Source organism: Spirillospora sp. NPDC047418 (assembly GCF_040643275.1).
Classification (GTDB): domain Bacteria; phylum Actinomycetota; class Actinomycetes; order Streptosporangiales; family Streptosporangiaceae; genus Spirillospora.
The window spans coordinates 22,367-42,449 of the sequence record NZ_JBEYTW010000041.1 but is presented as its reverse complement, the minus strand read 5'-3'; the positions used below and the strand labels follow the sequence as shown (position 1 = coordinate 42,449).

Below are 20,083 nucleotides of genomic sequence, written 5' to 3'. Positions count from 1 at the left end.
CGCGACACCGCCGTCCCCGACTCGACCAGAACTCTCACAACCAGCGTCGCAGGACCGGACGGACCGTTCCATAGCCCGCCCGTGAGACTTCCGAATATCCCTGTCGGCCACAGCCCGCCCGACGACCAGGCAGGTGATCTACGTGGACGCCGGCGAACACCTCGGCCAACCAGGACAGCACCGCGATAGCGTGAACCCACCACGGTCAGCCCGCTGACCAGCCATGTCGAAGGAGAGAAACCCGTGCTGCCAGATCTCGGCGCCGAACTCGAACGGCGCATCGTCGACGCGGCCCACGCCGCGCTGGATGTGGAGATCACCCCCGAGCAGGCAGTCATCCGACCCTCGGCCCCCGGGCGGGCCGCCGACTACCAGTGCAACGCCGCGATGCCGTTGGCCAAGCGCCTGGGCCGCCCGTCCCGCGAGATCGCCGACGCCATCGCCGCGCACCTCGACATCACCGGGCTGACCGCAGATGTCGCCGGGCCCGGATTCATCAATCTCACCTTCACCGAGGAGTTCCTGGCCGCACATGTGGCCGCGCTTGCCGCCGATGACCGGCTCGGCGTCCCGCTGCAGGAGCCGCTGCGGGTGGTGATCGACTACTCCTCACCCAACATGGCCAAGGAGATGCACGTCGGGCACCTGCGCTCCACAATTATCGGGGACGCGCTAGTGCGGCTGCACGAGGAACTCGGGCACGAGGTGATCCGGCAGAACCACCTGGGCGACTGGGGCACACCGTTCGGCAAGCTCGTGGAGCACTTGGTCGACGAGGGCCTGACCAGTGGCGAGCTGTCGATCGGTGACCTCAACGAGTTCTATGTCCAGGCCAGCCGCAAGTTCGACGACGACCCCGACTTCGCCGAGCGGGCCCGCAAGCGCGTGGTGGCGCTCCAGGCCGGCGACCCCGCCACCCTCGACCTGTGGCGGCGGCTGCTGGAGGAATCCAAGCGGCACATGGAGGCGGTCTACGCCCTGCTCGGCGTACGCCTCACCCCGGCCGACTACATGGGCGAGAGCGCCTACAACGACGTCCTCGGCTCGACTTGCGATGAGCTGGTCGCCAAAGGTCTCGCGGTGCCCAGCGAGGGCGCGCTCTGCGTGTTCCCGCGCGGGTTCACCGGCCGCGAGGGCGCGCCCGTACCGCTGATCATCCGCAAGCGCGACGGCGGATACAACTACGACACCACTGACCTTGCGACCATCCGCTACCGGTCGCAGGAGCTGAAGGGCGACCTGCTGCTGTACGTGGTGGGTGCGCCGCAGGCCCTGCACTTCAAGATGATCTTCGCGGCGGCGCGGGAGGCCGAGTGGCTCGCCCCGACCAGCACCGCCACGCACGTGGCGTTCGGGTCGGTGCTGGGCAGCGACGGCAAGGTCCTCGGCTCGCGCAAGGGCGCCGGTCTGAAACTGGCGGACCTCCTGGAGGAGGCGGTGACCCGCGCGGCTGCGATCGTCGCCGACCGCAGCGAACTGAGCGCGGACGAGCAGGCCGAGATCGCCCGCGCCGTAGGAATCGGCGCCGTCAAGTACGCCGACTTGTCCACCGCCCGCGAAAAGGACTACGTGTTCGACTGGGACCGGATGATGTCGATGGACGGCAACACCGCCACCTACCTCCAGTACGCACACTCCAGGATCCGGTCACTGATCCGCAAGGCCGCCGGCACCGGCGCCGGTGACGGGTCGGCGAACCTGGTCTTTGCCGAGCCAGCCGAACGCGCCTTGGCCCTCAAACTCAGCCAGTACCCCACCGCCGTCACCGCCGCCGCGCAGTTCGCCGAGCCGCACCGGCTGTGCACCCACCTATTCGAGACCGCGGCGGCATTTTCGACGTTCTACGAGACCTGCCCGGTCCTGACCGCCAGCGACGCCGTCCGAGCGTCCCGACTCACCCTGAGTGCCCACACTGCCCGCGTGACCCGCCACGGCCTCGCCCTCCTCGGCATCCAAGCACCCGAACGTCTGTAAAGGAGCACGTCCCACAAGCACGCTCAGGAGGTCCGAAGCTCACGCTGGCGCTTCAACAGCTCCTGCGCATGTTCTCGGACGTCGGGGGCGAGTCGGGCGTGGACGGGGTCGCGGTCGGCCGCTTGCAGGAGGATGGCCGCGACCGTGAGTTCGGCGAGTCGGCCTTCGGGTGTTGCCAGGATGTCGGCGAACACGGCCCGGATGCGGGTCGCCAGTCCAGGGACGGGGAGCGTATAGGCGTACAAGTTCGCCGCGTCGAAGCCGTGCGGGGCGGGGCCGAAGCCTTCCCAATCGAGGATGGTCAGTTCCGGGCTGGTGAGGTTGGCCCAGTGAAGGTCACCGTGAGCCAGGGCCCAGCGGTGGACGGTGGTGTCGATGCCGACGTCCCCGAAGTAGCGCCGGATGGTGCGGTGTATGTAGTCCTGGGTGATGACGCGTGGACGGTCGTCGGGGGCCGGGGTGACCGTGACCGCGCTGAGGGCCTGCCGCAACCGCGTCCACCAAGCCTCGGGCAGGGGGATGGGTTCGATGAGGTCTGGAGTCGGGGAGCAGACGAGCGCTGCCACGTAGGTGCTGAGTTCGGCCCGGTAGGCGTACCCCTCATGGGCCCAGTCGGCCGTGTCCAGCAACTTAGGGCGCGGGACCTCTGTCGGCAGGGTAGCGACGGCTTTCTGGGTACCGGTCCAGAGCTTCCCGCCCTCCTTTCCTTCTGGCGCCTCCAGCACTCGGAGCCAAGCGTTTCCGTAGGACGTCCTGACGGGGGCACCGATGGTTCTTCCGTTGTGGCCCCAAGCTTCGGTCGTGCCGCCTGTAGAGGCGCTGCCGAGCCGGACCGTCGCGTCGGCGAAAGCGGCGCGCATCCGTTCGCGGACGTCGGAATCGTCAGGCTCGGAGAACACGGCAGATCTCCTGAAGATGCGTGGATGGGATGGCTGGGCTCCGAAAGGCGTTGAATGCTTCTTGCCAGTGTGCCCTAGTCGAGGCCGAAAGCAGGGCTCCGGTAAGTCCGGGCGTGGAGGCCACGACCGCGAGCGCGGCGGCGACGTGCGAGGAGCCGGGTTGGATGAACTGGGCCAGATCGGGCGTGACCAGGTCGGCCAGTTCGCCCCCGTTCAAGGGCGCGGATGCCCACACGTCCAGACCGGCCCCGGCGGCCTCGGCAATGGGGCCGGTGCCGTGTAGGGCTTCGGCAAGGGCGGTGAGTTCGATGAGGCTCACGGGTAGTTGGATCGCCCGCAGGTGGGTTCGGGTGCCTCCCGCTGCTTGTTGCGCCGCGGCGATGAGTTCATGGGTGGTGAAGGCGCCGCTGGCGAAGCCGCTCCAAGTGGCGATGCCGTAGCCGGCGATGTCGCCTCGGTGCGCGGCTTCCTCGAACGTCGTGAACGCTTGGGTGATCTGCTCGAGCAGTCGTTCCCGGTCGCCGTGCGCGTCGTGTTCGGGGTTATGCAGGTACAGCAGGTCGAGTCGATCGCGGCCTATCTCAGTGATGTTGGCGGTGATGCGGTGTCGAAGGTAGGCAGGGGCGATGGAGTGGCAGCGGACGGCCTCCTTTGGGGCGATGAGGCCCGCCCGTTGAGCTGCCTGGGCTTGGCTCCGGGTCATATGGCCGACCTTGGTGGAGATCTGCACGCCTGGGTGATGGGGCAAAAGGGCGGCCAGTTGGTCGTGTGCGTTGCCTTTGGCGTAGACGGGGGCGGTGTCGATGACCGTGACTCCCGTCGCCATGGCGGCGCGGGCGGCGGCGGTTACGTCGCGGCATCGGTAGGTGCCCAGACCGAGAACCGCCATCACGTCCGTCCTACGGCGATGATTCCGCTGCGCAACAACTCGTCGAGCAACTCGGCGGCCTCATCGATGGTGACGTTCGCGGCCTGGGCCAGGCCGCCGAGCGTGGTCGGCCGTCCGGAGACGAGCACCTCCAAGAGCGGGGCCGCCTGGTCAGCGAGCGTCCAGCGTTGCCCGGCGGCTTCCAAGGTCACGGCCTGCTCAGCACGGCGCAGGACCGCCCTGGGCGTCGTGAGTCGGACGGGTAGGCCAGGGTCGTCCGGGATCCGCTCGTGCACCGCGTGCGGCAGTGAGAAGCCGCCTCGCGGCCCACGGACAGCATCACACGCCGCCACGTAGGCATCGATCACCGTCGGGTCGTTAAGGCGTTCGGCCAAGAGCTTGCCCATGTCGCAGCGCCAGGCCGTCTGTGTGTCCTGGTCGGCCAGGCGCGGGATGTCGGCGCGGACGCAGTCCTGTGCACGCAGGTCATCCACCAACCACGACAGCATGTCGACGCCGGTATGCGGCGCCAGGCCACAGGTCAGGTGGAGCGAGGGTTGCCCGGTGGACGCGGCGGCGGCGTGCCACCAGCCGCGCGGGACGTGCAGGGCGTCCCCGGCCTGGAGAGTGAACTCGTCGATCGGGTACTCGGGTGGCGTGTCGTCGAATGCGACGTCTCGATATAGCGGGGCAGGGCGGGTGGGCCCGTAGATCCGCCATCGCTTGGCGCCGGATACCTGGAGGACGATGACGTCGTGGTCGTCCCAGTGGACGCCGAAGCCTTCCTTCGCGGTCCACGATGCGTAGGCGTTGACCTGCACGCTCGTACGAAGGTGGCGCTCCAGCGTGCTCACCATGGCGGCGATCGGAGGATGCATCTCCTCGATCGCATCTAGGACCAGAGTCGCGCCGTCGCGGAGCTGTTGGGCGACCAGATGCGGTTGCGGGGCCTCCCATGGCGGCATCCGCCGGTATATTCGGCGCTGACAGTACTCCGACACCGGGATGGCCGTGCCGTCGGCGGACAGGCGCAGACGCGGCGGTTCCAGCCGGTGGGTGTCCAAGAGCCGGTTTATTGCCGGCCAGGTCAACAGGTCGGCGAACCGGTCCCGTCCGACGGACTCGGCTGGGTAGACCCGGTGAGTGCGGCCCAAGTCCTGGGCGAGGAACCGCTCCCCGCCCAGGACCTCGACGATCACGTCGATCATGATCGCTGGTCAGCCGTCGTTGAGGTCGGACCTACCGGACCCCCCGCCGTCGGACGGCTGGGTGGCGCGGCCGCGCGCCGCGACGATCTTCTCCACGGCCACCACCAGGCCGCCGGTCTTCTCGCTGTCCACTGGAACTCTCCCTTCCCCCCGCCTCTGGTCGGCGGTGGTGTCGGGCCTTAGCTTGTGGTGGTCAGCGCGGATCGAACAGTGACCGAGCCCGTGCCCTGTTCCCGTGGAACCGGCCCACGGACGCGTCTCGCCAATCACCGTTGCGCACGGGCTGTGCGCCACTACCCTCTGACAAGGGGCTTTCGGCGAGTCAAGGACGAATAGCGACGTGACCAGACGCAGAACCTTCGATCCCGGAGCGGTCCCCGTAGGATTCTGGTGTCGCGAGGACGTTGCGCAGGCCCTTACCAGCCGCGACGTCGGTCAACTGTTCCGGCTGTTCCTCGGGCAGTTCGCCGACTGCACCCAGACCCAGTTGGCATTACTCACCCAGCATGATCGTTCCGACATCTCCAACTGGGTGCGCGGTACCCGCCAGGGCCGAGTGTCCGACATCGAGGTACTCACCCGCATCGCCGACGGCCTACAGATCCCCGATCAGGCGCGTCTCTTGCTCGGCCTCGCCCCGGCCGGTTCGTTTCCGCTCCACCCGAAGCCAGCCGTATCCCGCCAACGCACGGACGCGCGTGACGCGGATGATGGAGCGGCAGTGTCGGCACCGGTGCACGTGGCCATCTGCGGCAGCAGGGCCCCCGACACCGACGCCAGCGTGATCGACGCCGCCGTACGGTGTCTGGCCCGCCTGGTCATGAGCCGCAACTACAAGGTCAGCCATGGCCCGGTCGGCGTGGGCATCGAGGTCATGACCTACATCGCCGACCAGTACCGTCCACCTGACATTGCCCTGGCCATCGGACTGTTCGGTCACCGCAACGTCATCCAGGACGCGGAGTTCGTCATCGTCCTCGGTGGCGGGGCGGGCACCCAGGCGGAAATCGACCTTGCCCTGTCGATGGGCAAACCGATCATCGCCCTGCCTGCGAGCGGAGGCACCGCCCGCCGCTTCTACCACCAAGCGGCCCGCGACCACCGTCTCCGCGACCCGCTGGACGATGAACAGTTCGCCGGTCTCAACGCCTGCGCCGACCCCGGTGAAGACTTCGTCCGTATCGTCGAGCAACTGATCAACAACGACCCTCGGAGCACCACATGACCGAACGCCCCTACGTGCTGCTGTCCTGCGCCGCCTCGGTCGATGGCTACATCGACGACACGACCGACGAGCGGCTCCTGCTGTCCAACGACGAGGACTTCGACCGCGTCGACGAAGTCCGGGCCGGCTGCGACGCCATCCTCGTCGGCGCCAACACCATCCGCCGAGACAACCCGCGCCTGCTCGTCCGGACCGAGGAGCGCCGCAAGGCACGTGTTGCCCGCGGCCTGCCCGAGAGCCCGATCAAGGTCACCTTCACCGCCCGCGGTGACCTCGATCGCGAAGCCAAGTTCTTCGCTGCCGGCGATGTCGCGAAGATCGTGTACTGCTCGAGCGCCACGGTCGACAAGTGCCGTGACCGTCTCGGCGACGCCGCCACCGTCGTGGACGCCGGTGACCCCGTCGACCTCAACACCGTACTTGCCGACCTCGCCCGCCGAGGAGTGCAGCGCTTGATGGTCGAAGGCGGCGGCACCGTCCACACCCAGTTCCTCACCGCCGGACTGGCCGACGAGCTTCAACTCGTCATCGCCCCGTTCTTCGTCGGCGACTCCGGCGCCCCGCGCTTCGTCAGAACGGGCGAGTTCCCGCACCACCCCGGCAACCGGATGACCCTCGAAGAGGTCCGTCCCATCGGCGACGTAATCCTCGCCCGCTACCTCCTCACCCGCTCCTAACCACCAGGACCGGCGAAACGATCGAAAGCGATCCCCGGCGGACACGTGGCGACCGGTGTCGACGCCAACAGATCCATTCCCTCATGTGCGGGCCGAGCTCCTCGCCGCGGCCGATGCACCATGCGGCCTCGGACGATCCCCGCGCGTGCACACCGGGATGGTTCTATCTCGCCGGCAGCAGGCCACCACGCGGCGCGTCGCCCCCGCACACGGGAGTGGATCGAGCCGATTAGTGGCCATCCCTGAAGGGCGTACGTCCCTAATAGGTGGGGCCGTGCCCCCGTCGGCCTGTACGCGGGCGTTCACGGAATCAAACGCGGCCTGTACAGCGTGCCACTGAACGCCGAGGCGCGGCCGGCGTCTAGCTTGGTTCGGCCGAGTGCCACAGCTACTCGACATCGGACGTGACGGAATGCGGCAATGCGTAAGGGCAGGGGCCACATGACCGCGCCCCTGACCAACCGGATCGGATGGGGAGACCTGCCCCAGCGTCTGCGGAACGCGTTCACTGACGCGATGGGCGCCGCCGTCTCCGCCGAGCAACGCCAGACCGGCGGGTTCTCCCCGGGTTTGGCATCCCGTCTCACCCTTGCCGACGGGCGCCGGGTCTTCCTCAAGGCCATCAGCGCCGACCGCGACCCGCACGCACCGATGCTGTACCGCCGCGAAGCCCACGTCATGGAGCACCTGCCCAAGCCCGCCCCGGCACCGCGTCTGCGCTGGACCCACGACGACGGAACCTGGGTCGCACTTGCCCTCGACGACATCGACGGCCACGCCCCCGCACAGCCATGGACCGCCGAGGAACTCGACCGCGTCCTAGCAGCACTGGCCGCACTAGCCGACGACCTCACACCCGCCCCCGCCGACGCGCTCGCGATCACCGAGGACCTCGCCGAGAATTTCTCCTCCTGGCGGCGCCTGGCCGCCCGGTCCGCCACAGACGGCACCGGCCAACTGCCCACCTGGGCACACGAGAACCTGGGCCAGCTTGCCGAACTCGAGAGCCACTGGGCCAGAGCCGCCATCGGCACGACCCTGGCACACACGGACCTGCGCGCCGACAACATCCTGCTCACCCCACCCAGGCTGATGATCGTGGACTGGCCCTACGCGGTGACCACGACCCCCTGGATGGACCTGCTGCTGTTCCTGCCCTCGGTGACCGCGTCCAGCAACATCGACCCCGAGCAGATCTGGCGCAGGTACCGGCATGCGCGCGCAGCGCCCGATGATGATGTCAACGCGGTGCTGGCTGCGATCGCCGGCGACTACCTCACCCAGTCACTGCGCCCGGCCCCGCCGACCATCCCCGGCCTACGCGCCCACCAGCGCGCCAAAGGCGACGCAGCACTGCGCTGGCTCCGCACCCGCATCTCTCGCGAATAGACGACTTCGACAGCCGGGGCCAACTCGGCAGCACAAACGCTCGGCTCAGGAGGCCCGCCCCATGAGCGCCCCATCCAGAACCAGCAGATGCGGCCCGGCCCTACCAAGTGCGTGGAAGGTTCGGCGAACCTGGCGAAGACACCGCGCTGAAGGGTCTGCAAGGCGAAATCCGATGACGCCTTCACGCAGCGCACCTTCTACGTCGCGTCCAGGCCACGCAGTCGTCGGGAAGTTGTGCTGCGCTATTCCTTCAGACCACCGACAATCGCCGCGACGGCATCGTAGGACTCTCTTACGCCGTCCGTGTTACCGAGCCGGTAGCGTTCCAGACGGATGCCGCCCAGGTGCCGGATTTCGTAAATCCGCGCACGCCACTCGGCGGAAACCGAGCAATCCGGAGCACCGTAGGCGTCCCAGAATGCAGTTCGCTCATCACTCTTGGCCTGCGCCATGCGGATGGTCCAGTCAGCCTCCGGGTCGCCCCACCAGGTTCTGTCCAAGTCAAATACCCCGGTGATCTCGGGTACAGGAGCAGCACTGTCGAGCATGACGTTCACCGTCCACAGGTCCCCTGAGAGCATGCGCGGTTCGGTGATCTCGTCCAGCACTGGGGCGTTCTCGGCGGCGAGTGCCGCGCCGAGGCGGATGTCGGTCGCATCCAGGCCGATGCCCTCCAGATCGGCCGCTATCTCCTTCAGGGACGTAGTGATCGCCTCGCTCCAGGTCGCGAATCCGGGACCAGCCACCGGGCCGAAGCGTGGGCCAGTGACCGCGTGGATAGTCCGGGCGATCGTCCCCAACTGTCGGTAGAACCCTGACCACGCCGAGCGCGGATACGTGCCCAGATGTTCACGGGCCGGGATCCCGTCGAGGAACGTTTGCACCATGTAGTCCCGACCGGTCAGGGAATGCGACCAGTCGGCAGCGATGACACTCGGCATCAGCGGCGCGATCGCGGCAAGGTAGGGCACGCTGGCGTATTCGTTGCGCATCAGTTCCCGCTCGGAGGAGAACTGCCGCGAGGGCTCGGGCGCCACCCGAAGGATGACTGGCCGCTCATGCCTGGCGAGCGCCACCCGGTAGGTCGTGTTGTACATGCCCCCGCCCAACTCCACGGCCGACGAGACGCTGGTCTCCTCCCCGAAGACCCGCTGGCAGACCATCTGGATCTCGCCGCCGGAGACCGGCTGCTGGTAAGCCCCCGGAGGACGCTCAACCGATCGAAAGTCCACAGAGCCCCCAGAAGCTTCCACTACCCGAATGCCCCGCAGACGCTGCATGAGGACCATCATTGAACGTAATCACGATGATTCTAGGTGCACCCCTTGCGAGGCCGGCCGGGTTTCGGTAGCTGCGCAGTCGTGGACCCGACCGTTCACGTCGGGTTGCTGAGGTCTTGCTCTGTCACACACGCGTAAGTAGCCACCTCGAGTCAAGGATCCCAAGGACCGCCAGGCGGGCGCCGGGGGCACTGCGGCCACGAATCGCCGGGACGCAAGTCACCGGACTACCTCGTGACATGTGCTTTGGTGGGCATGTCCGTCGCCCCGTCCGAAACACGTGGGCCGGTTACTGGTGTGCCGCGCCGCGAAGTAGTACAAATTGGGACGTGAGCGCACTGCTGGGCGAGGATCTCGACGGACGTCTACGGAGAGCCGCGATGGCGTGGCTGGACCGGCAACGCACCCCTGACAACCCTGTGGTTCACCGTCAGGAACTCCTCGATTTCAGCTTCGAGGGGCGACGTTTTCCGCTCATCGACAATCAACTCGGTATCCGGAAGCCCAAAGAGCTAACAGCAGCACTGTCGATCTTAACGACCTATACTTCAGACGGACAACGCGCCCCATACGAGGACGCCCTCGGAACCGACGGCTTCCTTCGGTACAAGTATCAAGGAAATCCTCAACACTACACAAATGAGGGACTACGTCAGGCGCGCGCACTCAGAGTTCCACTAATTTGGTTCTTCGGTGTCCAGCAAGGCGTCTACCTTCCCTTCTACCCCGTCTGGATCATCGCGGACGAACCTCAGCTATCACAAGTAGCAATTGGCTTGGAGGAAACACAGTTAACACTTATCCGAAACACCGCGCCACTCAGTCCACTAGAGCGCAGGTATTCCGAAAGAATTAGCAGACAACGCCTCCACCAGCCCGTGTTCCGCCTGCGAGTAATTCGCGCGTACGATACCAGCTGTGCGATATGTCGCCTACGACATGTTTCGCTGCTCGATGCTGCACACATAATCCCTGATAGTGAAGATCGGGGCGTGCCGGCCGTATCGAATGGACTAGCACTCTGCAAGATCCACCATGCTGCCTATGATGAGAACATCCTCGGTATACGCCCGGATCTCACCATCCAAGTCCGCACAGATATTCTGCAAGAGATAGATGGACCTATGCTCAAACATGGCCTGCAGGCCATGGACGGTACGACGCTTGCCCTACCAAGAAGACGAATAGACCGACCCAACTTGGAGGCAATTGAGCAGCGTTACGAGAAGTTTCGGGCAGCCGGATAGTGTGGCGCCCCTGAGAAACGCATAAATTCGTCGGCAGTCAAGGTCTCCTGGGGCGGCTGTGGCCCACTTTTGTGCGGCGAGAGGAGGCGCATGTTCTGGCAGCGACGGGGATCACGACGCCAGTTGCGGTGGCAGCACTCGGCCCGCTGCGGCAGCGCGGACGGGCGTCGCGCTCTAGCACCTCCCGGTCCTCGTCCGGCAGGATGTGCGCATGGCTAAGATCATGGAGTTCTTCGCAACCAACAACTCCGCGAAGCCGCACCCCACCGTGGTCGAGTGCGGTTACCAGAAGGTGCATACGTCCGTCGGAGGAGTCCTCCTCCAACTGAGCACCTACGGGTCGGACTCTCGACAGTCGGAGAAGAAGGTGAGCCAGACGTTGCAGCTAGACGAGCGGGGAGCCGCGGAACTCATGCGCATCATTAGGCTGACGTTCCCGAATCTGTCCTAGTCGTCGCTGCGACACGGTGAGCTTTGACACACTCCTCGTCAGTCACGCCGCGCAGGTCGCCCCTGGTAGAGATGTCCTAGCGGCAACACCGGTGACGGTAGGCGGGCATGGGCAGGGGTTAGGGCTCTATGCCCATGAAGTCGGCAAGGTCAACCATGGCCTGGGAGGGCATCCTCGGCCTCTTCCTCAGCAATTCGCGGGTGACGTCGCGGCCGTACTGCTGGTAGCGGAGCCATGCTGGGTGTTCAGCCCGGATGGTCTGGACGATTTCCGTCGCCTTTTCCGGGTCGCCCGTCTGGGCCTTGGCGCGGGCGATGTCGAGGCGGTGCCGATCCCAGCCGGACGTGTTTCCCGCACCGACGTCGCGTGGTACGTCCCGCGCCATCTCCAGGGCGCGGTCCGGGTGGCCGTCCAACAGCTCGATCTCTGTTCTCATCAATGCCGGGGTGAGGGGTCCGAAAGCCACGTGGCCAGCGAGATCTTCGTGCTGTCGGCCCAGACGGGCGCCCGCTGCTCCGGCGGCGTGAATGTACTCGCGGGCTTCTTCGGTCCGATTGTTACGGGACGCGGCCGAGGCGGCACGTAGCAGGAGGTAGCCCCAGCCCGAGAGTTCGTCCGGCGACGCCTTGCTCATCTTCGGTTCGATCTGCCCTGCGGTGTCAACACATAGCCGCTCGACCTCGGCGAAGCGTCCTTGACGCAGCATGGCCCAAGCCTGCGAGCTGACGGACGCGGCAGCGAGCGGGATGTCGCCGATCTCCATTGCGTCTCGCAGCGATGCGTGGAGCGCGATCAGCGCCAGATCATGTGCGCGAACTTGGATGAGGTACCGTCCCGCGAGGCCGAGGATGTCCGCGCGAAGCCGGAGTGCGTCCCGATGCTCGTCCCCGGTGTCATGGACCTCCACATGGTGGTGGGCCGACCGCACGAGGGCTGGCATGAACTGCGCGAGATCGTCGTAGGCGTCGGCGTGGTATTTGGCGGCGACGGCGGCCACTGCGCCACCAAGACGTGTGAGGTCGGGGTGCTCATCGTCAGCGGTCCCGTAGAGGGGACGGCCTGTCAGTCCGATGGGCGGATTGATCGCCGAGCGTATGTCCGCGAGCACGACCTCGTCGACGGTCGCTTCCGTCGGTTCAGGGGATCCGGCGGACGTGAACCAGACGGTGGTGACGCCGAGCACACGGGCGAGTTGGTGGTAGGTCTCCATGCGGCAGGTGCCGCCCTGCTCCAGCTTCTTGATCACCGCGAGCGACAATACGGCCCGTTCGGCGAGTTCCTCCTGGGTCATTCCGCGTCGGCGCCGCAGCTCTCGGACGCGGTCGCTGATGCTGGCGTCCTGCATTTGCCCTGCCCTTCTCCGAGCGTCTCGACAATCTCAGCGTAAGTCGCCGATGCGGCCATGTGAGCGTCTGTAGTCAAACGACTACGCCTCATATCCCTTTCGGTGCCGCCCCTTTGAACGACCGCGGAGCGTGACTGTACCGACACGGTGAGCCTACGTAGTGTCTCCGGCGTCCGAGCAGCCCGGCAGCCGAGATGAAGGGGTCACTGTGGAAGCACCTCGTCCCTCACCTGCCGAAATGTTGCGTGCCAGGCATGGGCACGCGTGGGACATCTGGCGTGAAGTCCTGCCCGACGGTCGGCACGGCGACTGGCTCGCCCAGACCCTGCCCGGCGGGTCACCGCAGCAGTTTCTTCGAGCGCGAACGGTCGAGGAACTGGACGCGCGACTGCGTGAGGCGCAGGCGTGATGGCGGCGCCGGACGCGACCACCCGCATAGACGCGGGCCCCATCCAGCGCGCGGAGATCCGTGAGCTGGAGCAACGCTTCGGGGTGGTCGCCTGGTTCGGTTTCCACACACGCCGTTGGTGGGCGCTGGACGGAGACCTTCTCGTCGAGGCCGCCACCCCGGTCGGTCTTGCCGACGCGGTCATTGCGGTGCGCGGTGCTGCCGCTCCTCCGGCTCGGCCTCCGCGAGCGAATCCAACACGGCCTGGCCCGCATCAGCGGGCTCGCCGGCAGGGCCGGTCGCTGCGCCGGAGCGGCCGGACACCTCCAAAACCATGACGAACAAGGAAGGCGGGACGCGTTGAGCGGCCACATAGAGGACGAAGAGATGATCATCGCGGTGGGTGATCTGGAGCTGCTTGTGCGGGGAGCGGACAAGCAGGCGCCCGCGGCGGCCCGGCGTTTCGTCGGCGAGTGGTCCAAGGACCACGGCATCGACGACGCCTACACCGCGCAGCTCATCGCGTCCGAGCTCGTCACCAACTCGATCCTGCACGGCGAGCCGCCGATCGTCGTCCGGGTGGTGATGGACGAGTCGGACGGGCTGCCCGTCATCGAGGTCGAGGACAGTGGCGACGGCTCCCCCATCGTCCAGCCGGAGAGCGACACGGCGACCGACGGACGCGGGCTCGTCCTCGTCGCCGCGCTCGCGAAGGAGTGGGGCACCCGCCCGCTGCGCAGTGGGGGGAAGGTGACGTGGGGGAAGTGCGCGCTCTGAACGTCCGGGCCGAACGTCAGGTTCTCCGCCTGCGGACGCGGCTGGGCAGGCGAACCACCACCCGCTACCTGGATGCGCTGGCGGTCGCGCTCCGGGCACGGGGGTGGCGCTTCATCAAGCTCTACCGTCCGAAAGAGTTCCCGACGCCGTTGCCCATGCTCTGGGTGCACGCCGGTATCACTAAAGAAGTCGGCATCGTCGTATCCGTCCGGGCCACACCGGGCGGCACGTGGGGCTACTACGAAGCACTGCGCGGACGTCAGGGCTACCTCTGGCCTTGCGGAGACGCCAAGTCAGCCGCCGAGCAGATCGACCGCATCCTGAAGCACCAGATGTTCCCAGGCACCTGGTAGCTCGCGGATGAGCACTACGGGCACGGGGCGGGCCGCGTGGATCCGGCGGACGGAGGGGCAAGACGTTCACGTCGCGTGCTGGCGATGGTCCTGCCCACGCGGGGCCGCCCCGTGGTCGGCCGGGAGGCGGTGGCCGAAGGCGTGACCGATCAGATGAGCACCGATCTGGCCTCACTCGAGGCTCGCCACCCGGGTGCACAGGGCGGCTGCCTGGTCGTCGCCGAGTTCGTCGTAGATCGTGGCGGCCGCGTGCCAGCGGGCGGCGGCGCCGGAGGCGTCGTCCATCGCGAGCAGCGCCTCACCGTGCGAGACCAGCGCCATCGCCATGCTGCGGCGGTCGCCGAACCGTTCGAAGGTCTCGACCGCGCGCCGCAGCCGCGGTTCGGCGTCCGATGCCCGCCCTTGGACGATCAGGGCGGACGCGAGTGGGAGCACCCCCCACGCCTCACTCCACTGATCGCCCAGTTCAGCGAAAACGGCCAGGGCACGCTCACCGAGTTCCACGGCCTCACCGGCATCGACGGCGCAGCGGCCGAGGCTCAGCAGTGCCATGCCCTCGCCGCGCCGTATCCCGTGCTCCTGGAAGACACGCAGAGCCGACCGGAAGTGCTCGGTCGCCACCCCGGTCTCGTGGCGTTGCTCATGAATCAGTCCGATGCCGCGGGATGCGAAGCCCTCGAGCCATGCGTCGCCGAGTTCCCGGCTCAACTCGACGGCCCGCCGATAGTCGGCGAGCGCCTCCTCGTACCGGCCCCCGCGCCAGCCCGCGTCACCGAGGCACAAGAGATTGGACGCCTCGCCGAGGGCGTCGCCGAGCTCCTGCGCCGCCCGCAGCCCGAGCCTGTGCGCGTCCTCCCAGTCGGACCAGTATGAGCCGAGCTCGAAGAACCCGTCGGCGACCACGGGCAGTTTCCACGCGATGTCGTACTGCCCCCCGGTCGGCGGCGAGGCGTAGCGCGGCGAGGACGTTGGGCCGCTCCCGCTCGAACCACTGCGCCGCCTCCTGCGCTGAGGCGAATTCGGGCACGTCAATGCCTTCGGTGGGGACGAGCGGAATCGCGTGGGAGTAGGGCAGGATGAGCCGCCGTCCGGCGTCGACAGTGAGCAGGTACCAGGCGAGCATCCGCCTTATGGCACGCGTCCTCTCCTGCTGGGGGTCCTCTGCGGCGGCTCGTTCGCGGGCGTAGGCGCGCAGCAGGTCGTGGAGACGGAAGCGGCCGTTCGAGGTCTCGCGCAGCAGGTGGGCGGCGGTGAGTCCGCGCAGCCGGCGGCCCGTCGTGGCCGGGTCCGCGCCCAGCAGCGCCGGGGCGGCGCCGACGCCGATGTCGGGCCCGGCGTGCAGGCCGAGGAGCCGGAACGTACGGCGCAGGGGTTCGCTCAGGGCGCGGTAGGACCAGGAGAACGCCGCGCGCACATCACTCAACTCGTCCTCTTCGGTCGCCAGGGCGTCGAGCCTGTGCCGTTCGTCCTCCAGTTCGGCGACCAGCCCTGCGAGGGACAGTTCCGGTCTGCCCGCCGCATGCTCGGCGACGACGCGCAGTGCCAGCGGAAGGTGGCCGCTGAGTTCGGCGACGCGGAGGGCCGCCGCGAGGTCGGCCGCGACCCTGCCGGTGCCGAGCACGGTCGCGAGCAGGTCGACGGACTCCTCGGGCGACAGTACGTCCAAGGTCACGCGCGCCGCTCCCTCTCTGGCCACCAGCCCCGCGAGTGTACTTCGGCTGGTGACCAGCGCGAAGCACCCGCGCGCCCCGGGGAGCAGCGGCCTGATGTCGGCGGGCGACGCGGCGTTGTCGACGACGACCAGCACGCGCTTGCCGTCGAGAAGCGTCCGGTAGATGGATGCCCGCTGGTCCGCGTCGGCGGGGATCGCCTCCGGCGGCGCGCCGAGGGCGCGAAGGAACCCGTCGAGGGCCTCGCCCGCCGTCACCGGACGGCCGGGGCCGTGGCCGCGCATGTCCACGTAGAGGTCGCCGTCGGGGAACAGCATCCTGGACCGGTGCGCCCAGTGCAGGGCGAGCGCGGTCTTGCCGATGCCCGGCGCACCGGACACGGCGGACACCACGACGGCGCGGACGCCGTCGGCGGCCGTGGCCGCCGCCTCCGTCGTGGTGTCCGTGAGCAGGGCGTCCAATGCCCGGAGACTCGCTTCCCTGTTGACGAAGCCGGAGACGTCCAGCGGCAGTTGCCTCGGCGGCGGCAGGGTGCGGCGCCCGCCGATGCGGATACCGCCCTGGATGCTCTGAGCTTGGACGACGGTGCCGGCGTCTCCCTCGAACTCGTTCGCCGCGATCGGGTTCTCGCCGGACATCAGCCGGACGCCGACAGGAACCGGCCGCCGTACCGGGCGGCGAACTCGCGGTACCGGACGGCGCGGTTCACCGCGAGGTCCCGCCAGTAGTTCGCCTGGACGATCTTTTCGGGATCGTCGACGATCTCCGCCGCCGCGAACGCCCCGTCGTCCTCGTAGTGCATGGTGACGAGGCGGCAGGAGTCGAAGAGCCAGTAATCGTAGTGGGGCAGCCCTTCAGGCCACTCGCCCTGCCGCACCGGGATGATCCGCACGTCCTCTCCGGCCGGCACGGTGTGCTCGTAGGACCAGGCGCACTCGAACCGGACGTAGTCGGACAGCGGCTCCTCGACGATATGGACCCGGTGCATGCGCTTTCCGGCTTTCTCCGCCGGTCGCACGCTGCTTTCTATCCAGTCGGCGATTCCCGGGAATTCTCCACGCTCCTGGCCGGCGAGGAAGAGTGCGAACTCGTCCTTCTCGTAGGAGACGTCGTAGCTTTGCAGAGACTCCAGGCGGTATGCGGTGTACTGAAAGTCCTCGAAGAGCTCGTTGAATTCCTTGTCGGCGAGCGAGTGGAAGATCCGTCCCACCTAGCGCTCCTCCCGCACGGCGCGCAGCCGCTCGACAGCGCCCTCGATGACGTCCGGCGCGATCCGGACGGCGTTCTCGCCCGGCAGCACGTTGGTCAACTCGGCGAAGGTATCGTCGTCCACCGCGTGCCCCTGGACGACGAGGTCCCCGTTCTCCGCCAGATAGACCGACGGGCATCCGTTCCCACCGGAACCTTGATCTTTGTAAAGCATGACCAATTTCATGATCTGCCCTCCCTGGGAAGTCTCCTCATAGGATGCCCGCTGCCAGGTTAGCGGCGCATCCATGCCCCTGCCACACAGATGAGATAACGGCACGACCTGGTGCCGATTTACCGATGCCCCATAATCTGGCCATGCACAGCTATGTGGAAAAGTAGACACATGTGCGCGAACTCGCGGATTACGCGGAGGAGCGGTTGCCCACCCAGCGAGCTCGTCGCAAACCCAACACGCGGCGGGTGATTCAGTTCTTGCCACCCGCGGCTGCTCGGCCGTTTCCTCAAGCGCTGCACATATCGCGGCGCCCTACGGATCAGGAGGTGTTGATCGGCGGCTCGAGGCGGCTGAGGCGGGCTGGGTCGGCGTAGATGTCCAGTTCGGCGATCTTGTCGTTGACGACGGTGAAGGCCATGACGGCGATCGGTTCGTCTTCGGTGGCTACGACCAGGCCGGCGGTGCCGTTGATCAGGGCTGGGCGGGCGAACTCCGCGCGGAAGGAGAAGGCGATCGCGCGCTGGGCGATCTCCCGGGCGCCGCGGAGGTGCAAGAGCTCCCCCTCGGCCTCGGCGCGCAGGACGATGTCCGGGGCGAGGGTCGCGACGAGAGCCTCCAGGTCGCCGTTCTTGGACGCCGTCAGGAAGGCGTCCACGACGGCGCGTTGGCGGCTCATGTCCGGGTCCGGGACGGGGGCCGAGCGCACGCGGCGGCGGGCCCGGCTGGCGAGTTGGCGGGTCGCCGTCGGGCTCCGGTCGAGGATGCGGGCGATCTCGTCGAACGGCATCTGGAACAGGTCGTGCAGGACGAAGGCCAGGCGCTCGGCGGGTGTAAGGGTGTCCAGGACGACGAGCATCGCGACCCCGACTGCGTCGGCGAGCAGCGCCTGTTCTTCGGGGTTCGAGCCGTCCTGGCTGATCAGCGGCTCGGGTAGGCGCTCGTCAAGCGGGTCTTCGCGGCGGGACGTCCGGGTCCGCAACATGTCTATGCAGATGTGGGCGACGATCGTCGTCAGCCACCCGTTGAGGTTCTCGATGCGGTCGACGTTCGTTCTGGACAGGCGCAGCCACGCCTCCTGGACGGCATCGTGCGCCTCGGTGGGCGAGCCGAGCATCCGGTACGCGAGCGCGGCCAGGCGCGGGCGATTGGCCTCGAACCGTTCCGCGAGCTGCTCGTCGTCCACGGTCACATCCTCCCCCAGGGTTCCGTCGTGTCTATGACGGACTGCTCGGGGCAAATGTGACTGCATCGGGAGGAGACATGACTGCTTTCATGAACACCATCGAGATCAACCGGCCGGCGGACGAGGTGTTCGCCTATGTGGTCGATCCGGCGAAGTTCCCTGAGTGGCAGCGTGACGTGACGAATGTGGACGTCCACGGGGACGAGGTCGGGTCGCGCTTCACCACCGTCCGGAAGATCGGCGGTACGGAGAGGACCATGACGCAGGAGATCATCGAGAGCGAGCCGCCGCGCACGTGGGCGGCCCGGGGCGTGGACGGGCCGATCCGTCCGAACGCGTCCGTCGACATCGAACCGATCGCAGCCGACCGGTGCCGGGTGACCTTCGGACTCGACTTCGACGGACGCGGGATCGCCGCGGCCGCGGTGCCGCTGGTCCGCCGCATGGCCGCGAAGGTCGCACCCGCGAGCCACCAGCGGCTGAAGGAGCTGCTTGAGGGCGACCAGTAGGTCACTTCGCCTCGGACGAGCCGCTGCGCCTCTCCCCGCGGCCATCCATCGCCCCTTTCCCCGGTGACCGACGGTTCCTAGGGTTGGGACGGAGGTGGGTGTGGGTGTTGACGCCTGAGCAGGTGCGGCGGCTTTCGGCCGAGCAGCGCACCGAATTGCTGCGGACGCTCATCGCGGCAGAAGACCTCGACCCGCTGGAGGACCCCCGGAACCGGCGGCGGCGCGGGCTGGCACTCGTCCTGCTGGTCGCCTGCTGCGTCTGGCTCATCCCCTGGACGGTCGTGCTCGCATTTCACGCTGCCGCAGCACTTCACCGCCGGGCAGTGGGCGGTCGCCTGGATCGGTTTCGACGTCGGATTGACGCTGGCGATCGCCGCCACCGCTTTCGCCATCTGGAAGCGGCTGCAGATCGCCATTTTCGGGCAGATCGTCGCCGGGACGCTCCTCATCTGCGACGCCTGGTTCGACGTCTGGCTCTCCTGGGGATCGGGAGAGTTCCCGCTGAGCCTCATCACAGCGCTGCTCGGAGAGCTGCCATTGGCCGCACTGCTCTTCTTCGGGGCCCGGCAACTCGTGCTGCTGACCGTCCATGCCCTCTGGGTGCGCGAGGGGCGGATCGGCCCCGAGCCGAGGCTTCGGCAGGTGCGGCTCTTCGCCGCCGACCGGCACCAGCCCGCGCGACGTCGATAAGGCCATCCCCAGCCGTCGGGCTGTATCGCACCGCTATCGGACACGGCGGGTGAGGGACGCGGGGGTGAGGTGGCGGACCAGGGTCTCCAAGGCTGTCCGTACTTCGGCCAGGGCGGTGTCGTCGGGCAGCATCTCGGCGAGCACGGTGTCGATGGAGGCGGAGCGCGCTGCCTCGACGCGATCTGACATCTGGGGGTGTACCAGGGAGCGGCGGCGGTCGCGCGGGTCGGGTTCGGTGACGACCGCGCCCGCTTCGCGCAGCCGGGCGACTGCTGCCGAGACGGCGCTCTGCGGCAGGCCGGTGCGGGTGGCGATCTCTCCCACCGCGCTGCCCGGGTGTTCCCGCAGGTCGCTGACCACGACCAGGACCGTGCGGGTGCTCGCGGCGTGCTCGCCGATGCCCTCGGTCGGGAGAGCCTGCTCACCGAGCTTCATCAAGGTACGGCCGAGCAGGAACAGGTCGACTCCGTTCACCCGACCGAAGATACATCAACACAGATGCATCAGTCTTGATGTATCAACTC

The 20,083-nt window shown here is 67.6% G+C and carries 22 protein-coding genes; 10 read left to right on the top strand and 12 right to left on the bottom strand.

The genetic code is table 11. The annotated features are described in order from the left end of the window. Positions 1 to 246 precede the first annotated feature (246 nt). Positions 247 to 1,974 carry an arginine--tRNA ligase gene (argS, locus tag ABZ806_RS24485; RefSeq protein WP_500219728.1) on the top strand — a complete coding sequence of 576 codons (1,728 nt, stop codon included), beginning with the start codon at positions 247 to 249 and terminating at the stop codon, positions 1,972 to 1,974. Positions 1,975 to 1,997: 23 nt separating this feature from the next. On the opposite strand, the gene ABZ806_RS24480 is transcribed toward argS, so the two are convergent. From ABZ806_RS24480 to ABZ806_RS24465, 4 genes are read right to left on the bottom strand one after another with little or no spacing between them, the layout of a single operon-like run. Then, a complete protein-coding gene (locus tag ABZ806_RS24480; protein ID WP_500219699.1) occupies positions 1,998 to 2,873 on the bottom strand; it encodes a phosphotransferase in 876 nt (291 codons plus the stop codon). Beyond that, positions 2,857 to 3,762, bottom strand: coding sequence for an aldo/keto reductase (locus tag ABZ806_RS24475; RefSeq protein ID WP_500219698.1), 906 nt, complete (start codon positions 3,760 to 3,762; stop codon positions 2,857 to 2,859). The genes ABZ806_RS24480 and ABZ806_RS24475 overlap by 17 nt, the downstream gene beginning before the upstream one ends. Further along, the gene (locus tag ABZ806_RS24470; RefSeq protein WP_500219697.1) at positions 3,762 to 4,949 is read right to left on the bottom strand and encodes a cupin domain-containing protein; all 1,188 of its coding nucleotides are present in this window, start codon (positions 4,947 to 4,949) and stop codon (positions 3,762 to 3,764) included. The genes ABZ806_RS24475 and ABZ806_RS24470 overlap by 1 nt, the downstream gene beginning before the upstream one ends. Before the next feature lie 9 nt (positions 4,950 to 4,958). After that, positions 4,959 to 5,081 carry a hypothetical protein gene (locus tag ABZ806_RS24465; protein WP_500219696.1) on the bottom strand — a complete coding sequence of 41 codons (123 nt, stop codon included), beginning with the start codon at positions 5,079 to 5,081 and terminating at the stop codon, positions 4,959 to 4,961. 208 nt (positions 5,082 to 5,289) lie between these two features. On the opposite strand from ABZ806_RS24465, the gene ABZ806_RS24460 reads away from it, so the two are divergent. The 3 genes from ABZ806_RS24460 to ABZ806_RS24450 all read left to right on the top strand — a co-directional run bounded on the left by ABZ806_RS24460 (position 5,290) and on the right by ABZ806_RS24450 (position 8,240). Continuing rightward, a complete protein-coding gene (locus ABZ806_RS24460; protein ID WP_500219695.1) occupies positions 5,290 to 6,174 on the top strand; it encodes an SLOG cluster 4 domain-containing protein in 885 nt (294 codons plus the stop codon). Continuing rightward, positions 6,171 to 6,851 carry a RibD family protein gene (locus ABZ806_RS24455; RefSeq protein ID WP_500219694.1) on the top strand — a complete coding sequence of 227 codons (681 nt, stop codon included), beginning with the start codon at positions 6,171 to 6,173 and terminating at the stop codon, positions 6,849 to 6,851. Before ABZ806_RS24460 ends, ABZ806_RS24455 begins: the two co-directional genes overlap by 4 nt. Before the next feature lie 441 nt (positions 6,852 to 7,292). Continuing rightward, on the top strand, positions 7,293 to 8,240 hold the full coding sequence (locus tag ABZ806_RS24450) for a phosphotransferase (protein WP_500219693.1): 948 nt from the start codon (positions 7,293 to 7,295) through the stop codon (positions 8,238 to 8,240). Positions 8,241 to 8,482: 242 nt separating this feature from the next. On the opposite strand, the gene ABZ806_RS24445 is transcribed toward ABZ806_RS24450, so the two are convergent. Then, positions 8,483 to 9,337: a phosphotransferase family protein gene (locus ABZ806_RS24445; protein ID WP_500219692.1), complete on the bottom strand. Its 855-nt coding sequence runs from the start codon at positions 9,335 to 9,337 to the stop codon at positions 8,483 to 8,485. Between the two features lie 512 nt (positions 9,338 to 9,849). Here ABZ806_RS24445 and ABZ806_RS24440 point away from each other — a divergent pair. Then, complete coding sequence (locus tag ABZ806_RS24440) at positions 9,850 to 10,767, top strand: HNH endonuclease (protein WP_500219691.1); 918 nt, start codon at positions 9,850 to 9,852, stop codon at positions 10,765 to 10,767. Between the two features lie 211 nt (positions 10,768 to 10,978). Continuing rightward, positions 10,979 to 11,218, top strand: a complete 240-nt coding sequence (locus tag ABZ806_RS24435; RefSeq protein ID WP_500219690.1) for a hypothetical protein — start codon at positions 10,979 to 10,981, stop codon at positions 11,216 to 11,218. Between the two features lie 118 nt (positions 11,219 to 11,336). Here ABZ806_RS24435 and ABZ806_RS24430 read toward each other — a convergent pair whose 3' ends face one another. Further along, positions 11,337 to 12,563: a helix-turn-helix domain-containing protein gene (locus ABZ806_RS24430; protein ID WP_500219689.1), complete on the bottom strand. Its 1,227-nt coding sequence runs from the start codon at positions 12,561 to 12,563 to the stop codon at positions 11,337 to 11,339. 775 nt (positions 12,564 to 13,338) lie between these two features. Between ABZ806_RS24430 and ABZ806_RS24425 the strand changes: the two genes are divergently transcribed. Both ABZ806_RS24425 and ABZ806_RS24420 read left to right on the top strand, forming a co-directional pair. After that, positions 13,339 to 13,728 (top strand): ATP-binding protein, encoded by a 390-nt coding sequence (locus tag ABZ806_RS24425; RefSeq protein WP_500219688.1) that lies wholly within the window; start codon positions 13,339 to 13,341, stop codon positions 13,726 to 13,728. Beyond that, positions 13,716 to 14,081 (top strand): hypothetical protein, encoded by a 366-nt coding sequence (locus tag ABZ806_RS24420; RefSeq protein ID WP_500219687.1) that lies wholly within the window; start codon positions 13,716 to 13,718, stop codon positions 14,079 to 14,081. Before ABZ806_RS24425 ends, ABZ806_RS24420 begins: the two co-directional genes overlap by 13 nt. A 171-nt stretch (positions 14,082 to 14,252) precedes the next feature. On the opposite strand, the gene ABZ806_RS24415 is transcribed toward ABZ806_RS24420, so the two are convergent. The 5 genes from ABZ806_RS24415 to ABZ806_RS24395 form a co-directional block, all read right to left on the bottom strand. Further along, on the bottom strand, positions 14,253 to 14,864 hold the full coding sequence (locus tag ABZ806_RS24415; protein ID WP_500219727.1) for a tetratricopeptide repeat protein: 612 nt from the start codon (positions 14,862 to 14,864) through the stop codon (positions 14,253 to 14,255). Then, a complete protein-coding gene (locus tag ABZ806_RS24410) occupies positions 14,851 to 16,389 on the bottom strand; it encodes a hypothetical protein (protein WP_500219686.1) in 1,539 nt (512 codons plus the stop codon). The genes ABZ806_RS24415 and ABZ806_RS24410 overlap by 14 nt, the downstream gene beginning before the upstream one ends. Beyond that, on the bottom strand, positions 16,389 to 16,961 hold the full coding sequence (locus ABZ806_RS24405; RefSeq protein ID WP_500219685.1) for a DUF6879 family protein: 573 nt from the start codon (positions 16,959 to 16,961) through the stop codon (positions 16,389 to 16,391). The genes ABZ806_RS24410 and ABZ806_RS24405 overlap by 1 nt, the downstream gene beginning before the upstream one ends. Continuing rightward, a complete protein-coding gene (locus ABZ806_RS24400) occupies positions 16,962 to 17,186 on the bottom strand; it encodes a hypothetical protein (protein WP_500219684.1) in 225 nt (74 codons plus the stop codon). 310 nt (positions 17,187 to 17,496) lie between these two features. Further along, on the bottom strand, positions 17,497 to 18,360 hold the full coding sequence (locus ABZ806_RS24395; protein WP_500219683.1) for a sigma-70 family RNA polymerase sigma factor: 864 nt from the start codon (positions 18,358 to 18,360) through the stop codon (positions 17,497 to 17,499). 77 nt (positions 18,361 to 18,437) lie between these two features. Between ABZ806_RS24395 and ABZ806_RS24390 the strand changes: the two genes are divergently transcribed. Together ABZ806_RS24390 and ABZ806_RS24385 are read left to right on the top strand one after the other, a co-directional pair. Beyond that, a complete protein-coding gene (locus tag ABZ806_RS24390; protein ID WP_500219682.1) occupies positions 18,438 to 18,869 on the top strand; it encodes an SRPBCC family protein in 432 nt (143 codons plus the stop codon). A gap of 357 nt (positions 18,870 to 19,226) precedes the next feature. After that, positions 19,227 to 19,559, top strand: a complete 333-nt coding sequence (locus tag ABZ806_RS24385) for a hypothetical protein (protein WP_500219681.1) — start codon at positions 19,227 to 19,229, stop codon at positions 19,557 to 19,559. Positions 19,560 to 19,592: 33 nt separating this feature from the next. On the opposite strand, the gene ABZ806_RS24380 is transcribed toward ABZ806_RS24385, so the two are convergent. Then, positions 19,593 to 20,033, bottom strand: coding sequence for a MarR family winged helix-turn-helix transcriptional regulator (locus tag ABZ806_RS24380; protein ID WP_500219680.1), 441 nt, complete (start codon positions 20,031 to 20,033; stop codon positions 19,593 to 19,595). Positions 20,034 to 20,083: the final 50 nt, after the last annotated feature.